Annotated in this window: 16 protein-coding genes and 1 pseudogene; 14 read left to right on the top strand and 3 right to left on the bottom strand. The window is 62.0% G+C overall.

The annotated features are described in order from the left end of the window. The first annotated feature begins 127 nt into the window (after positions 1-127). The 14 genes and pseudogenes from C2U37_RS16890 to C2U37_RS16825 all read left to right on the top strand — a co-directional run bounded on the left by C2U37_RS16890 (position 128) and on the right by C2U37_RS16825 (position 12,870). A complete protein-coding gene (locus tag C2U37_RS16890) occupies positions 128-1,057 on the top strand; it encodes a ZIP family metal transporter (RefSeq protein WP_043156379.1) in 930 nt (309 codons plus the stop codon). Between the two features lie 142 nt (positions 1,058-1,199). After that, a pseudogene (locus C2U37_RS16885) lies at positions 1,200-1,958 on the top strand (substrate-binding periplasmic protein). A 100-nt stretch (positions 1,959-2,058) separates the two neighbouring features. Beyond that, the gene (mtnN, locus tag C2U37_RS16880; RefSeq protein WP_010674306.1) at positions 2,059-2,751 is read left to right on the top strand and encodes a 5'-methylthioadenosine/S-adenosylhomocysteine nucleosidase; all 693 of its coding nucleotides are present in this window, start codon (positions 2,059-2,061) and stop codon (positions 2,749-2,751) included. Between the two features lie 26 nt (positions 2,752-2,777). Continuing rightward, entirely contained in the window at positions 2,778-3,710 is a 933-nt protein-coding gene (locus C2U37_RS16875) for a cobalamin biosynthesis protein CobD/CbiB (protein ID WP_104453268.1), read from the top strand. Next, positions 3,703-4,542 carry a cobalamin-binding protein gene (locus C2U37_RS16870; protein WP_104452762.1) on the top strand — a complete coding sequence of 280 codons (840 nt, stop codon included), beginning with the start codon at positions 3,703-3,705 and terminating at the stop codon, positions 4,540-4,542. The genes C2U37_RS16875 and C2U37_RS16870 overlap by 8 nt, the downstream gene beginning before the upstream one ends. A 101-nt stretch (positions 4,543-4,643) precedes the next feature. Continuing rightward, a complete protein-coding gene (pseB, locus tag C2U37_RS16865) occupies positions 4,644-5,648 on the top strand; it encodes a UDP-N-acetylglucosamine 4,6-dehydratase (inverting) (RefSeq protein ID WP_104452761.1) in 1,005 nt (334 codons plus the stop codon). Beyond that, on the top strand, positions 5,645-6,787 hold the full coding sequence (gene pseC / locus C2U37_RS16860; RefSeq protein WP_049636137.1) for a UDP-4-amino-4,6-dideoxy-N-acetyl-beta-L-altrosamine transaminase: 1,143 nt from the start codon (positions 5,645-5,647) through the stop codon (positions 6,785-6,787). The genes pseB and pseC overlap by 4 nt, the downstream gene beginning before the upstream one ends. Further along, on the top strand, positions 6,778-7,623 hold the full coding sequence (locus tag C2U37_RS16855; protein ID WP_104452760.1) for an aldo/keto reductase: 846 nt from the start codon (positions 6,778-6,780) through the stop codon (positions 7,621-7,623). Before pseC ends, C2U37_RS16855 begins: the two co-directional genes overlap by 10 nt. After that, positions 7,620-8,375 (top strand): cytidylyltransferase domain-containing protein, encoded by a 756-nt coding sequence (locus C2U37_RS16850; RefSeq protein WP_104452759.1) that lies wholly within the window; start codon positions 7,620-7,622, stop codon positions 8,373-8,375. The genes C2U37_RS16855 and C2U37_RS16850 overlap by 4 nt, the downstream gene beginning before the upstream one ends. Beyond that, positions 8,372-9,661, top strand: coding sequence for an aminotransferase class III-fold pyridoxal phosphate-dependent enzyme (locus C2U37_RS16845; RefSeq protein ID WP_104452758.1), 1,290 nt, complete (start codon positions 8,372-8,374; stop codon positions 9,659-9,661). The genes C2U37_RS16850 and C2U37_RS16845 overlap by 4 nt, the downstream gene beginning before the upstream one ends. Then, positions 9,662-10,606, top strand: coding sequence for a hypothetical protein (locus C2U37_RS16840; protein WP_104452757.1), 945 nt, complete (start codon positions 9,662-9,664; stop codon positions 10,604-10,606). It begins immediately after the preceding gene. Continuing rightward, on the top strand, positions 10,588-11,151 hold the full coding sequence (pseH, locus tag C2U37_RS16835) for a UDP-4-amino-4,6-dideoxy-N-acetyl-beta-L-altrosamine N-acetyltransferase (RefSeq protein WP_104452756.1): 564 nt from the start codon (positions 10,588-10,590) through the stop codon (positions 11,149-11,151). Before C2U37_RS16840 ends, pseH begins: the two co-directional genes overlap by 19 nt. Beyond that, positions 11,148-12,188, top strand: coding sequence for a pseudaminic acid synthase (gene pseI / locus C2U37_RS16830; RefSeq protein ID WP_233466611.1), 1,041 nt, complete (start codon positions 11,148-11,150; stop codon positions 12,186-12,188). Before pseH ends, pseI begins: the two co-directional genes overlap by 4 nt. A 16-nt stretch (positions 12,189-12,204) precedes the next feature. Then, complete coding sequence (locus C2U37_RS16825) at positions 12,205-12,870, top strand: class I SAM-dependent methyltransferase (protein ID WP_104452755.1); 666 nt, start codon at positions 12,205-12,207, stop codon at positions 12,868-12,870. A 91-nt stretch (positions 12,871-12,961) separates the two neighbouring features. Here C2U37_RS16825 and C2U37_RS16820 read toward each other — a convergent pair whose 3' ends face one another. The 3 genes from C2U37_RS16820 to fliS are packed head-to-tail and all read right to left on the bottom strand — an operon-like array spanning position 12,962 to position 15,806. After that, positions 12,962-15,061 (bottom strand): motility associated factor glycosyltransferase family protein, encoded by a 2,100-nt coding sequence (locus tag C2U37_RS16820; RefSeq protein WP_104452754.1) that lies wholly within the window; start codon positions 15,059-15,061, stop codon positions 12,962-12,964. Then, complete coding sequence (locus C2U37_RS16815; protein WP_233768415.1) at positions 15,061-15,387, bottom strand: hypothetical protein; 327 nt, start codon at positions 15,385-15,387, stop codon at positions 15,061-15,063. Before C2U37_RS16815 ends, C2U37_RS16820 begins: the two co-directional genes overlap by 1 nt. Continuing rightward, positions 15,384-15,806 (bottom strand): flagellar export chaperone FliS, encoded by a 423-nt coding sequence (gene fliS, locus C2U37_RS16810; protein WP_049636147.1) that lies wholly within the window; start codon positions 15,804-15,806, stop codon positions 15,384-15,386. The genes C2U37_RS16815 and fliS overlap by 4 nt, the downstream gene beginning before the upstream one ends. Positions 15,807-15,809: the final 3 nt, after the last annotated feature.

Raw genomic sequence — 15,809 nt, 5'->3', positions numbered from 1 at the left:
ACAGTAGCGACCAGCTCGACGCAAAACTTGAGCCGATTGCCACAATCGGTCCGTCGTCATGGACAAAGCAGGGGCCAGGTTATGTAATGGCCGTTCGTCTCTCCCCATTCCTGTCTTCAGAGGCCCCATGGACAACGTATCGACCCTCTCCCCTTCCTGGTCTGTCCAACTGCGCGAGCAGATAGCAGATCGCCCCCTCATCGCCCTGGGGCTGCTGCTCGCCCTGGTCGCCGTGCTGCTGCTCCTGGTGCAGAGTCTGGTCGTGCTGGCGGCCGGTGACATCACCGCCGGCATGCGCTATGGCCTCATCGGCGGTGCCGCCGGCTTTGCCGCCACGGCGCTCGGCGCCCTGCCGGCCCTGTTCCTGCGCGCCGTTCCCCAACGGGTGGAAGACGCCATGCTGGGTTTTGCCGCCGGCATGATGCTGGCCGCCAGCGCCTTCTCCCTGTTGCTGCCGGGCCTCGAGGCCGCGGAGGGGATCACAGGCGACGGCTTCCTCGCCGCCGCCGTGGTGGTGACGGGCATGGCTCTCGGCGTCCTGCTGATGCTGGGGCTGGATCAGTTCACCCCCCATGAGCACGACAAGACGGGGCCCTGCGGTCCCGGCCACGAGAGCTGCTCCCGGGTCTGGCTGTTCGTGTTCGCCATCGCCCTGCACAACCTGCCGGAGGGCATGGCCATCGGGGTCAGCTTCTCCCAGGGTGACATGGCCGTCGGTCTGCCGCTCACGACCGCCATTGCCCTGCAGGACATTCCCGAGGGGCTGGCGGTGGCGCTCGCCATGTGCGCCGCCGGTTTTCGTCCCCCGCTGGCCGTGCTGGTGGCCATCGCCAGCGGCCTGCTGGAACCGCTCGGGGCCCTGCTCGGGGTGGGGCTTGCCAGCGGCATGGCCATCGCCTACCCCATTGGTCTGGGGCTCGCGGCCGGCGCCATGCTGTTCGTGGTCTCCCACGAGGTGATCCCCGAGACCCACCGCAACGGCCACCAGACCCACGCCACCCTGGGCCTCATGGTCGGCTTTGCCCTGATGATGACCCTCGACACCGCGCTCGGCTGATCACCCCCCTCAAGCCCCGTACGCCCGGTGACGACAGCGCGAACCCCTTGAAATAAGAGGGGGAAATCGCCTAATGTTGAGCCCCCGGCGCCCTTTGACTGGTTGATGTACGGCGCCTGAATCCCATCGGAAGCCTGCCCGGATGACCCTCAGGATAATCCTGCTGCTGTGTCTGCTTGTCCTCACCGCCAGGGCCATTGGCGCCACCGAGGTCTTTCATACGGCCGCACAACAGGCGTCGTCCCCCAAGTACGTGACGCTCCCCGACGGGCATGTCGGCGGGATCTGCGTCGATCTCTTCCGGCTCATGGAAGCGAGGGAGCCTGCCCTTCGCATTGAGGGAGATCAGCGCTTCCTGCCGCTGCGACGGCTGGAAAAAAAGGTGCAGCACGGCCAGCTGGACTTCATCTGCGGCGTGGGGGAGAACCCGGCCAGGCGGGATCACTTCATCGTCCTGACCCCCGCCATCTTCACGGTGCGCTACCACCTGGCGGTGCGCCGTGACGATCCCGTCGAGATACGCAGCTGGCAGGATGTCAGGGCCCTCGGCCAGGGGGGCATCATCCTCATCAACCATGGCAGCGGTGCTATCGCCCGGCTCCAGGACATCGGCGGCCTCATCATCGACAGCGGCGGGATCAGCAACTAGGCCAACTACGAGAAGTTGTTGATGAAGCGCGGCCGTTTCGTCTACTACCGCTCCCCGGGGTTTGAGTCCGACTTGCGCGAACAGGGGCTGGCCGACAAGATCCGCATCCTCCCCACCGTGATGGAAGAGACTCCCTTCTACATCCTGTTCCATCGCCACAGTGCCCCCGAGCGCCTGACCCTGTTCGCCAACACCCTGCAACGGCTCGCAGACAGTGGTGAACTGGCCGCCCTGGCCAGACGCTACCCCTGACCCCCCATCCGCGCCATCGCAATGCTCGGCGCCACCGCCAAGTTTTGCTATCATCCACGCCAACTTTTTCGGCCCAGCGGCCATCGAGACGAGGTAGATGATGAAAGTAGGTATTATCGGCGCCATGGAGCAGGAAGTAGCCCTCCTGCGCAGCCAGCTGAGCGAGCCCACCACCCTGCAACTGGGCGGCTGCGAGTTCTATCAGGGCAAGCTGGCCGGTAAAGAGGTGATCCTGACCCGCTCCGGCATCGGCAAGGTCGCCGCCAGCGTCGCCACCAGCCTGCTGCTGGAGAAGTTCGCTCCCGATTGCGTCATCAACACCGGTTCTGCCGGCGGCTTCGCCCAGGATCTGCACATCGGTGACGTGGTCATCGCGAGCGAGATGCGCTTCCACGACGTGGACGTGACCGCCTTCGGTTACGAAATGGGCCAGATGGCCCAGCAGCCCGCCGCCTTCCCCTGCGACGAAAAACTCATCGCCCTGGCACAGGCCTGCATTGCCGAGCAAGGCAAGCACCAGACCAAGGTCGGGCTCATCTGCACCGGCGATCAGTTCATGTGCAAGCCGGACGCCATCGCGAAAGCCCGTGCCGACTTCCCGCAGATGCTGGCGGTGGAGATGGAAGGGGCCGCCATCGGCCAGGTGTGCCACATGTTCAAGGTGCCCTATCTGGTGGTACGGGCCATGTCGGACATCGCCGGCAAGGAGCAGGTGGAATCCTTCGATGCCTTCATCGAGGTGGCGGGTCAACACTCCGCCGAAGTGATCATCGCGCTGCTCGGCAAGCTGTGATCGACGCCCCCTCCTGGGATGTCCTGATGACCGCCCTCGCCTCCACGACGGCGGGCATCATGGTGGGGGCCGCCCTGCTGGAGGCCCTGCTGCCCTGGCCCGTACGCTTTCGACCCGGCGCAGCCGTGCCTCTGCTCACCCGCCTCGGCCAGAAGGTCTATCGCCCCGACGGCACACCGCGCCAGCAGAGCCAGGCCGGGCTCCTTGCCCTGCTGGTGGTCTGGGTGCCCTGCGCTGCCGGTCTCTGGGCGGTGCGCAATCTCTCCCTGTCCGAGCCCCTGTTCGACCTCCTGTTCCTGCTGCTGATGCTCGAATCCCGCCCCTTGCGGGAACTCGCCCGAGGTAGCTGCGCCCTGGCGACCCAGGAGACGCTGGTCGTGGCGAGGCTGCAGGTCGCCCCCTGGCTCAAGCGGGAAACCGGCAAGCTCTCGGTGATGGGGTTGAACAAGGCGGTGAGCGAGACCTGCGTACTGCGCCTCGTCGGCCAGTGGGCCGCCCCCCTGCTGGGCTTCGCCCTGGCCGGGGTACAGGGTGCCCTGCTGGTGCGGCTCGCCCAGTTGACCCATCTGGCGTGGAACCCCAAGCAGAACGCGTTCGTCCACTTCGGCCGCCCTGCTGCGGCGCTCTATCAGGGTTTCTGCGCCCCTGCCATCCTGCTGCTGGCGCTCCCCCTGTGCCTGACCCAGGTGCGCGGGCTGGGCAACAGAGTGCGACCTGCGTTGCATTGGCCCCATCCCGCCATGGGGGTCCTGCTCGCGCTGCTGGCCCGGGCGACAGGCAGCCGACTCGGCGGCCCCCGCTACTATCAGGGCCAGCTGGTGCGCTTTCCGGTATTTGATGAGGGGAGCGAACCCGATGCCAACCTGCCCCTGCGCCTGCTGCAGCGTCTGCAACTGACCGGCTGGGGCTGGCTCGGGCTCTCGCTACTCCTGACATGGATGGAGCTCAATCATGGCTGATCGCGTTTCCCTTCGTGCCCTGGGCCTGTTTGTCTGCCTGCTGGGCACCTCACTGTGCGCCATGGCCACCCCGCCGCAGCGCATCGTGAGCCTCACTCCCCATCTGACGGAACTGCTGTTCGATATCGGCGCCGGGGATCGCGTGGTCGCCACCGACGATGCCTCCGATTACCCCGTCGACGTGGCCAACCTCCCCAGGGTGGCCAACTATCGCAGCATCAACCTCGAGGCGCTGCTGGCCCAGAAGCCGGATCTGGTAGTGGCCTGGCGCTCCGCCCAGGCCCGCATGCTGGGCCCGGTCGAGCGCCTCGGAATTCCCGTCTTCTACTCGGAGCCCACCGACTTTGCCTCCCTGGCTACCGAGATGCGCAGCCTGGGGCACCTTCTCGGGCTCACGTCCAGGGCCGACGAGCAAGCCCGCGCCTATCTGACCCGGCTCGACGCCCTGGCTGCGCGCTACGGCGAGCCCAAGCCCCTGTCTGTCTTCTATCAGCTCTGGTACCCGCCGCTCACCAGCGTCAATAATTCGACCTGGCCGGGGCAGGCCATCACCCTCTGCGGCGGACGCAACATCATGGCGACGACGGGAGCAGCCTACCCCCAGGTCGGGCTGGAGCAGGTGATCAAGGCCAATCCCGGGCTCATCCTGGCTGGCGGCCGGGATCCTTCCGTGCTGGATCACTGGCGGCAGTGGCCCATGCTGGACGCCGTCAAACACCAGCGGCTCGCCCTCATCAACGCCGATGAACTGCACCGCTTCACCCCCCGCGCCCTCAACGCGGTGGAGCAGATATGCGAGGCGATCGCCGGGACTAGCACGCCAACTCCTTGATGGCGCCTGCGTCACGGCGATGCTCTCTCCCATATCGTGGGTTATGGCATAAAATATGCTTTTGAATCTAACAGACACTCACTTCATAACGGGACCATGACATGTTCAACGGCAAAACGATCCTGATCACCGGGGGAACCGGCTCCTTTGGCAAGAAGTTCATCGAGGCTGTCCTCTCCCTCTACACGCCAAGCCGGTTGATCGTCTACTCCCGTGATGAACTCAAGCAGTTCGAGATGCAGCAGCGTTTCAATCACCCCTGCATGCGCTATTTCATCGGTGACGTACGGGATGCCGAGCGCCTGGACATGGCCATGCACGGCGTGGACTTCGTGGTGCATGCCGCCGCCCTCAAGCAGGTGCCTGCCGCCGAATACAACCCCATGGAGTGCATCAAGACCAACATCCATGGTGCGGAAAACGTCATCAAGGCGGCCCTCAACAACGGGGTCGAAAAGGTGATCGCCCTCTCCACCGACAAGGCGGCCAATCCGGTCAACCTGTATGGCGCCACCAAACTCTGCTCCGACAAGCTGTTCGTCGCCGCCAATAATATGGCGGGCAAGCACCCCACCATTTTTTCCGTGGTACGTTATGGCAACGTGGTCGGCTCCCGGGGCTCTGTGGTGCCCTTCTTCGATCGCCTGATCAAGGAAGGGGCCAGCAGCCTCCCCATTACCCATGCCGAGATGACCCGTTTCTGGCTCACCCTGCAACAGGGGGTCGAGTTCGTGCTGACCAACTTTGCCCGCATGAAAGGGGGGGAAGTGTTCGTTCCGAAGATCCCGTCGGTACGCATCACGGATCTCGCCAGCGCCATGGCGCCGGACTTGCCCCAAGAGATCATCGGTATCCGTCCGGGCGAGAAGTTGCACGAGGTGATGTGTCCGGCTGACGACTCCTACCACACCTATGAATTTGACGACTATTACGTCATCGCTCCCAGCATCACCTTCACCAGTCGAAATAATGACTTCGCCGTCAATGCCCTGGGTGACACCGCGGTGCGGGTCGAGCACGGCTTTGAATACAATTCCCTCAATAATCGCCACTTCCTGTCGATAGAGGAATTGAAATTCATGAATCAGCAGGTGCTCGCCGAATGATCCCCTATGGACGCCAATCCATCACAGATGAAGATATCGAAGCCGTCGTCGCCGTGCTGAAGTCGGACTACCTCACCCAGGGTGAGGCGGTCCCCGCCTTCGAACAGGGATTGGCCGACTACTGCCAGGCTCCCCACGTGATCGCCTGCAGCAACGGCACCACGGCCCTGCACCTTGCCTGCGCCGCGCTGGCGCTTGGCGAACAGGATTGGGTCTGGGTATCCGCCATCAGTTTCGTCGCCTCCGCCAACTGTGCCCGCTATTGCGGCGCCCAGGTGGATTTCGTCGACGTGGACTCCGCAACCGGCAACCTCTGCGTGACGGCGCTGCGCGAGAAGCTGCAACGGGTTCAGGGCAGCGCTCGTCAGCCGAAGGCCCTGGTCGCCGTGCATCTCGCGGGCCAGCCCTGCGATCTCGCCGAGATAGGCGCCCTGTGCCGAGAATATGGCGTGTCCCTCATCGAAGATGCCTGCCATGCCCTGGGAGCCCGTTATCAGGGAGAGCCCATCGGCAGTTGTGCCCACAGCGACATGACCGTCTTCAGCTTCCATCCGGTCAAGCCCATCACGACCGGGGAAGGGGGCGCCGTCACGACTCGCAGTGCCGAGCTGGCCGCGAGGCTTCGTCTCTATCGCAGCCATGGCATCACCCGGGATCCGGCGCAGTTGACCGTCGACACTCCGGGGGGCTGGTACTACGAGCAGCAGGTACTCGGCTTCAACTATCGCCTGACCGACATCCAGGCGGCGCTGGGAAGCAGCCAGCTCGCCCGCCTGCCGCAGTTCATTGACAGGCGCCGGTTGTTGGCTGCCCGCTACGACGAGCTACTGACCCGACTGCCGGTCGAGCCCTTGCACCAGGGGCATGACAGACTCAGTGGCTACCACCTCTATGTGATCCGGGTGCAAGACCGGGATGAGGTGTTTGCCCGCCTGAGAGACGCCGGTATCGGCGTCAACGTGCACTACATGCCCATTCCGGCCCAACCCTATTACCGTGAGCTCGGCCACGACCCCGCCAACTATCCCGGTGCCCAGGCCTATTATCGACAAGCCATCAGCCTCCCCCTGTTCCCCGGCCTCTCCCTGGCCGAGCAGGATCAGGTCGTTCAGACCCTGGAGTCGGTGCTATGCGCCTAGCACTGGGTACGGTCCAGTTCGGGCTCGATTACGGCATCAGCAACCGCACAGGCGAAGTGCAGGATCAGGAGCTCGACGCCATTCTGGCCCTGGCCCGCAAGCTGGGGGTGGATACCCTGGACACGGCCCAGGCCTACGGCAAGGCCGAGGCGAGGCTCGGGATGTACAACACCGCCGACTTTCAGGTCATCACCAAGCTCTCACCCAATATCGATGCCGCGGAGCTGACCCCCTCTTTGGAGGCCAGCCTGCAACGACTGGCTCGTCCCCGTGTCGAGGGCTTGCTGCTGCACCGCAGCCAGGACGCCAGCCCGGCCCTGTTCGAGCGGCTGGCAGACCTTCAGCATCAGGGCAAGGTGGGCAAGGTGGGCGTCTCTGTCTACACCCCCGAGGAGCTGACGCGTTGGCTCGAGCAGGGTTATCCCCTGGAGCTGGTACAGCTCCCCGCCAATCTGCTCGATCAGCGTTTTTTGCGCGCAGGCTGGTTCGATCGGTTGCAGGCCATGGGGTGTGAAATCCATGTGCGCTCCCTCTTCCTGCAAGGCCTGTTATTGATGCAGCCAACCCTTCGTCCCCCTTATTTCGACGCCTTCAGCGAACCGCTCTCGCGACTGGATGGGTGGCAGCCCCACCTCTCCCTCCTCCACAAGGCACTTGCCCTGATCCCGGCCCTGCCCCAGGTGAGCCGCTTCGTGGTCGGCGTCTGCCACGCACACGAGCTGGCAGCGATTGCATCTGCCTATGCCCATCTGCATCCTGCTCAGGACGCCGAACTGGCAACCCTCGCCTGCGACGAGCCGGCCCTCATCAACCCTGCCATGTGGAGAACATCATGATCCTCGGGATCCTGCAGGCCAGAGCCAACTCCAGCCGACTGCCTGGCAAGGTGCTCAAGCCTCTGCTCGGCGAGCCCATGCTCGCCCGCCAGATAGAGCGGCTCAAACGTTCCGCCAGGCTGGATCAACTGGTGGTCGCCACCAGCGATCAGCGCGAGGATGAGACCATCGCGGCGCTTTGCGCCAAGCTGGACGTGCCCTGTTTCCGTGGCCCATTGGACGATGTGCTGCTGCGTTTTCATCTCGCGGCCCAGCCCTTTGGGCCCAGCCAGATTGTCAGGCTCACCGGGGATTGCCCCCTCGCGGATCCGGCCCTTATCGACGAGCTTATCGCGCTTCATCTGGACGGTGGCTACGACTACAGCTGCAACTGTTGGGAGCCCAGCTACCCGGATGGGCTGGATGCCGAGATCTTGAGTGCCGCCACCCTCGATTTGCTCGCCGAACGTGCGCACACCCTGACCGAGCGTGAGCATGTGACCTACTACATCCGCCAGCATGCGGATGCGTTCAAGATTGGCACATTGAGTCGCACCCCCAGCCTCGCCCACCTGCGCTGGACGGTGGACGAACCCGCCGACTTCGCCCTGATCGAGCAGATATATCAGCGTCTCTACCCGTCAAACCCAGCCTTTGCCACCGACGACATTCTCGCCCTGCTGGCTCGTGAGCCGCAGTTGGCAACCCTGAACACTCAACATCAACGCAATGAGGGGCTGGCAAGCTCGCTGGCCAAGGAGAACCACTCATGAGTTCACGTTACCAGCATTCACTGACCTTGTCGGCCCGGGCCGAGCAGAGCATTCCCTTAGGGTCCCAGACCTTCTCCAAGAGCCGGCTCTGCTTTCCCTATGGCGCAGCCCCGCTCTTTATCGAGCGCGGCCAGGGCGCCAGGGTGTGGGACGTGGATGGCAACGAGTACCTGGATTTTGCCAGCGGCCTGCTCGCCATCAGCCTGGGCTATTGCGATCCGGATGTGAACCAGACCGTGATGGAGCAACTCAACCTGGGCTCCATCTTCTCCCTGCCCCACCGCCTTGAGACCGAGGTCGCCGAACAGCTGATCGCGCTCATCCCTTGCGCCGAGATGGTTCGCTTTGGCAAGAACGGCACCGACGCCACCTCCGCCTGCATCCGCCTCTCCCGCGCCGTCACAGGGCGAGAGCGTGTCGCGGTCTGCGGCTATCACGGCTGGCAGGACTGGTACATCGGCTCCACCACCCGCCACCTGGGGGTCCCGGAGTGCGTGCGCGAGCTCACCCACCGCTTCGACTACAACGATCTGGACTCCCTCAAGGCCCAGCTGGAAGCCCACCCCGGTGAGTTTGCCGCCGTGATCCTGGAGCCCATGAACGTCGCCTGGCCCGCCCCGGACTTTCTGCCCGGTCTGCGCCAGCTGTGCGATGAACACGGCGCCCTGCTGGTCTTTGATGAGACTATCACCGGCTTTCGTTTCCACCTCGGCGGTGCGCAGACCCTGTTTGGCGTCACCCCGGATCTGGCCGCTTTCGGCAAGGGCATGGCAAACGGTTTTCCCATCTCCGCCGTGGTGGGGCGCCGCCAGTACATGCGCCGCATGGAGGACATCTTCTTCTCCGGTACCTTCGGCGGCGATGCCATCGCCCTGGCGGCGGCGAACGCCGTGATCGGCAAGATGCGTCGGCTCGACGTACCAGCTAGGCTGGCCGAGCGAGGCCAACAACTGCTGGATGGGCTCAACGCACTGCTGGAACAAGTGAACGCCCCACGCTGGCTGCAAAGCGCGGGTCATCCGAGCTGGAGCTTCCTGCTTATCGGCGACTCCCCCAACCATTCCAGCTGGCTGCTCAAGAGCTACTTCATCCAGGAGCTGTGCAAACGGGGCATCCTCAGTCTCGGCAGCCACAACCTGAACCTTGCCCACAGCGAAGAGGACGTCCAAACCCTGCTGGCCGTCTATGCCGATATCCTGCCGGCGCTTATCCGGCTGGATGCGGACAAGGCCATTCATCAGGCCCTGGATGGCGAACCCATCCAGCCGGTGTTCAAGGTGCGTTGAGTGCTGCCACTCTGGATCTTCAGTGAAGGGGACAGGGTCCGGGGCCTGGGGCACCTCAGCCGTTGCAGCGCCTATGCGCAGGCCTGGCGACAACAGGGAGGCGTCGTCCACTGGGTGGTGGACGGTGATGCGCTTGCCAGCACCCTGCTCGAAGGGGAGTCCGTCAGCTGGGGTCGCTGGCAGCAGCAATCCATCCCCCCGCAACAGGCGGTCGCCATCGTCGACTCCTACTCGGCCAGTCTGGAGACGCTGCAGAGCATGGCAGCGGGATTTGTGCGAGTGATGTACCTCGATGACACCGAACGTCTGGACTATCCACAGGGGATGGTGGTCCATGCCAGCCCCGGTCCCCATGGTGACAAGTCCGGCGCCGCCATCTGGCGGTGGGGGCCGGGCTGGCAACCTTTGCGCCCCCCATTTTGGTCGGTCCCCACCCGAACCAGGTTTGCCGACCGTGTCGAACGCATCTTGATCATCATGGGGGGAACCGACGTGCGCGATCTGACTCCCGGGCTGGTGAGCAGGCTGCGCCAGTCCCACCCTGACATGGAGCTGAATGTTGTCAACCGGGAGCGGGACACCCGGTTGTCGGGATGCCGGCAACATCACCGTCTGGATGCCGAGCAGATGATCGCGCTCATGTCCCACTGCGATCTGGCCATCAGCGCCGCCGGACAGGTGACCTATGAACTGGCACGCTGCGGTCTCCCCGGCATTCTCGTCGGCGTGGCAGACAACCAGCGTCGTCAGCTGGCTGGCTGGTGCGGCCCGGACGCTTTCATGTCGGCTGGGTGGTGGCACGATACCGCCTTGCTCTCCCGGCTGGAGCAAGGATTGACAGCGCTGTCTGCACCGGACGAACGGGCAAGGCGGTCACAGGGGCTGCAGCAACTCATGACAGGAAACGGCACTCTGGAGGCACTTTCATGGCTCAACCAGAGATGAACCTGCAGCGCCACCTAACGCTGTCCGGTGCCACACTCACCCCCTTCGCCATGCTGGACGAACAACAGAAAATTGCCGTCTGGCAGATGCGCACGCATCCCGACATTGCCCACTGGATGAACAGTGGCGGCGACATCAGCCTGGAGTCGCATCTCGCTTTCATGGCTCGCCAGCATCAGGATACCCGCAACATCAACTATCTCTGCCAGGACAACGCGGGCCCCCTCGGAGTCATCTCCTTGCACAGGCTGGACTGGCACAATCGCCTCGCCTGGCTCGGGATCTATCGCAATCCCTTTCGCCTCGACAAGGGGCTGGGCGCACGCCTGCTGAGCGCCGTGAACCAGCTCGCCTTTGACATCGCCCGTCTGCATACCCTCAAGCTGGAAGTCGCGGCAGACAACGAAAGGGCCATCAAAGCCTATCTGAGATCCGGTTTTCGCCATGAAGGGGTCTGGCGGGAAGCCGTGTATCGCCCTCAGACATCAAACTATGTGGATCTCGTGCTCATGGGGATCACTGAACAGGAGTGGAATAATTCATGACCCAAACCATGACTCGCACCTTCAATCCGACGCGATGCTTCATTATTGCCGAACTCTCTGCCAACCACGGCCACTCACTGGAGACGGCGCTGGCGACGGTGCGCTCAGCCAAGGCGTGTGGTGCCGATGCCATCAAGATCCAGACCTATACGGCCGACACCATCACCCTTGATTGTGACAATGAATATTTCCAGATCAATCAGGGCACCATCTGGGATGGCACCACGCTCCACAAACTCTATCAGGAGGCCTATACCCCCTGGGAGTGGCATGCCGCCATCCAGGCCGAGGCCCGCAAAGAGGGGCTCGTCTTCTTCTCTACACCCTTCGACACCAGTGCCGTCGATTTTCTGGAGACGCTCGACGTCCCTCTCTACAAGATCGCCTCGTTTGAAATCACCGACATTCCTCTGATCGAGTACACCGCCAGCAAGGGAAAACCGATGATTATCTCGACCGGTATCGCGACCCTGGCCGACATTGATGCTGCCGTGCAGGCATGCCGCCGCGTGGGCAATCATGACATCACATTGCTCAAGTGCACTTCTTCCTATCCAGCGCCGGTGGAAGAGGCCAACCTGCTCACCATGCCCAATATGAAGCAGACTTTCGGAGTCGAAGTGGGCTTGTCGGATCATACCCTGGGAGAGGCCGTGGCCATGGCCGCAACCGCCCTGGGAGCACGCGTGATAGAGAAACACTTCATTCTGGACCGCACCCTGGGCGGGCCGGATGCCTCCTTCTCCATGACACCGGATGAATTCGCTCATATGGTCGAGGGAGTACGGCAAGTCGAGGCTGCACTGGGGAATGTCAGCTATCACCTCAACGACAAGACACTGCGAAACCGGCGATTCGCTCGCTCTCTCTTCGTCTGTGAGGACATGAAAGCCGGGGATGCATTCACGTCACGCAATGTCCGCTCCATCCGCCCTGCCGATGGGTTGCCCCCGGTTCATCTTCCATCCCTGCTGGGTCGCCATGCCAGCCAGGATATTCAGGCCGGCACGCCGCTGGCATGGTCATTGATTGTCTGACTGCAAGGAACATCCCATGGATCAGAAAAATGTCTTCATGGCCCGGGAAGGGAATGAATGGTATGAGCGCAACAAGAGCGCCATTCTCGGCAAGACACTGGACAACGACCCTATCTTCAAGGCGCTGGCGTATCTGGGCTGCAAACCTGCCAGGATTCTGGAGATAGGCTGTGCCAATGGCTGGCGGCTGGCGCAGCTGGCCGAGCACTACGGTGCCCGATGCTATGGGGTGGACCCTTCGGCCAGCGCCATTGAAGACGGGAGCACACGCTATCCCGGGTTGCACCTTGCAGTCGGAACGGCCGACAGTCTGCCCGATATAGAACCTGTCGATCTCATCATCTTCGGTTTCTGCCTCTATCTGTGCGATCCCCAAGACTTGTTCAAGATTGCCGCTGGCAGCGATGCGCTACTGGCCGATCGGGGCCTGATGACCATACTGGATTTCAACCCGCCGGCCGGACACTATCGCAACGACTATCAGCATCACGCCAGTCTCTTCAGCTACAAGATGAACTACGGCGATCTGTTTGCCTGGCATCCGGGTTACCACCGTCTGTTCGAGCATGTGCAGCATCACGACGGCGGCACCGAACTCGAGCCGGATGCGCTGATCTCGGTGCAGATCCTGCGCAAAGATGCGAGGCTGCTCGCGGCGCAGAACCCCTACCCTGCAAGATAAAAAATACCGACCTCAGGGTCGGTATTTTGTTGCTTCACTTCTGGCTCCGGGAACGGCATCAGCTCATCTCGCGGCACTCCCGCGCGTCCAGTCAGCTTTTCACGGTTTTCTTTCTGAACAGTGCCATCACTTCGTTATCCACCATGTCGACGCTGTCGAGCGCCCTGGGATACATCTCCCTCGCCTTCTCCAGAAACTCCAGCCAGAGTTCGATGGCGGGCTTCATCAGGGCTAGCGTCTCCTCTTCCCCCTCAAAGGAGTAGAGAATGGAGCTCAACAGGGTGAAGACATAGTTCATCGATCCCACCATGGTCTGGGAGATATGCTGCTGGCGCGTGGCAGCTATCTGGGCGAGATAGCCAAAGTTGCGCAGCATCAGCTGGTTCAGCTCATTTCGGGAGGAGAAGGGTTGACGCCACTCATCCATCATCTTGTCGACGAAGATATTGAAGAACTCGACGTCGAGCAGTGACGAGAAATCGTCCTTGGACAAGGGGATAGGGGCACAGAGCGCAGCAATCTCATCGAGCAGGGCGGCCTTGTTGACATGCTGGGAGAGGCTTATCTCACCGCTTGGCAAGGCCCTGGTATTGGCAATCCTGGCGCCATCGCTGCAGTTGAAGCAGCGTACCTCGTCGTTTGCCAAGACCTGCTCCATCACGCGGCGGGAGGTATCAAACATGGCATTGCTGATGACGGTGCCGCCAAAGTTGCCTTCCCGCTGCCATAGGCTGTCGCCATACATCATCTCCCCCAGAGCACCCGCGTTCTCTTCGTCGTTGTAGTAGGAGCTGAGTTTGGAGTGGTGGTGTCCTTTGTGCTTGTAACCATTGTCCAGACCGAACAAGTAGAGCAGCTTGAAGCCCAAGTGGACGGGGGCACTGATGCCGATGTTGCCTACCAGAGGATTGACCCCACCAAGCACAGCACGAGGATCCAGTTGATAGAAGAAGTTCTGATAAAGAGCCCCTCCAGGTTCACTGAACTTGAACCCAAGTGCCGAGCGGTTGAACAGGGTGGCACAGTCGGGGTGGATGACGTCCGTACTCAGGAACAGTACGTCACGCAGATATTCGGGGTCTTCCAGATTCACCAGGAAGTCGTAGACAATCTTGGTGCGCTCGGTCTCGACGTGGATATCCGGCTTGATCCCCACCCTGTGCAACGCCGATATGGCACTGCCACAGGAGATGATGACGGCCTTGTCCTTGTTGCGCTCGATGACAGCAATGGATTCGTCCAGCGAGGGGCCGTTGGCGACAATGAAAACCGGGGTACGCTGATACTGGGGAGAGACCCGTCGATCTTTTTGCAGGAACGGAACCCCGCGCTCGATATTCTTGATGGTGTGGGACAAGGCGATCAGGTTGTCGTCGAAGAAACCCCATCCCATTACCAACAAATAATATTCCTGCTGCACCTTCTCTATCAGTTTCTTGATCTTGTCGCTCTGATAGCCCCACATGATGAAGGCGTTGGCCACCAGGAAAGAGCCTCGGCTGTGAATGGCCGAAGCGAAGTCCCTGACGATGCTATCTTCATCCTGACCCAGCAGGATATGCAGCCCCAGATTCTCCTGATGCAGGTAAGCCAGCAAGGGGGCCCAGTCGAAGCAGAACAGGGATCCGTAGAAGAGATCCAGGTCCGGCTCGAACAAAAACAGCGTGCCTATTTTGCAGCGCTCATAGAGATAGCCAAGGTGATACCCCAGCCCGACCCCGAACACCAGGGCACTCGGCACCTCGCTGGGCACATGGGCCAGCTGCGCTTCCTTCACAGAAATGTCGTCAAGATAGGCATTGAGCCTGTTGAGGTACTCGACGTGCATGAAACCGAGGGGATTCGCCTCCTGGCCGAAAGAGAACTTGGAGAGCCCCCCCTTCTCCATGAACTCGGTCACCAGAGTCTCGCAGATGAGGTAAGGCTCCTTGCCGTAGACGGCGACATCATCGTCGAGCCAGGCCAGATTGGGCTGACCATTCTCGTTGCAGAAAAACCTGAATGGGCGGGAGGGTTGGTAGTGCTCATACATGTCGGCGATATGGGGGATATACTGACGAAACGCCGCCATATTCTGTTCAAATCGCAGCGGCAAAGCCACCGCCATGGCCGCTTCCTGCTCCGCCTGCTGCCGAAGCCGCTGCGCTTCCTGTTCCGCTTTTATCAGGGCCGCATCAATATTGCCTGGCATCAGAACTCCTTGCTGTTCACACGATAGGCCTGCCCGGCCTTGTTGGCTCTACCGACCAGAGCCAAGCGTTCGAAAATAGCGTGATGGTGGCTGGCGGCCAGGGCCTGCATGCTCTCTTCCTGCATGGACAATCTGCCAGCCAGCGCCACCGCGGCCGACCGTTGCGCCGGCTCCCGGCCAACCAGTTGCATCAGGCTCTCTATCAATGCCAGCCGCTCATCCATGCACTGCAACGCCTCGTCATATTGCTGCTGTTGCAACAGCCCCTCCACCAGACGGGCATTCTCGTTCAGGGCCTCTTCGAGGGCGGCGAGGGTGGCGCTCACAGCTCGCCCAACTGTTGTCTCATCTGGAATCCTTGCTGCTTTTCTGACTCCGGCAGTTGATCCCAACCGGACTTGATGGTCAACATCAGTGTCATGACTTCTTCAAGGGGCGCGACATCACGGGTCAGGCTGGCGTCCCAGACACGTTCGTCCATATAGGCGTAGAGCCCATACAGGTCTTCAGCCATGGCGCCCTGGCTCATGTCCAGCGCATCCTGCAGACCATGCAGCAACCCCTGGGCCTTGGAGACGGCGATGGATTTGGCCTCCATGTCGTTGCGCTCTATGGCTCCCTTGGCTTGCGCCAGACGTTCCAGGCAGCCCTGCATCATCAGCTGGATGACGCGATGAGGATCCGCCGTGGCCAGATCGGCGGCAAGGTTACCCGCCGTATATGCTTTGATATTGCGTTTGTACATGTT

This window comes from Aeromonas sp. ASNIH1, from assembly GCF_002934285.1.
Lineage (GTDB): Bacteria > Pseudomonadota > Gammaproteobacteria > Enterobacterales > Aeromonadaceae > Aeromonas > Aeromonas caviae.
The sequence above is the reverse complement of the archived record's forward strand: the minus strand, read 5'-3'. Positions and strand labels throughout refer to the sequence as shown.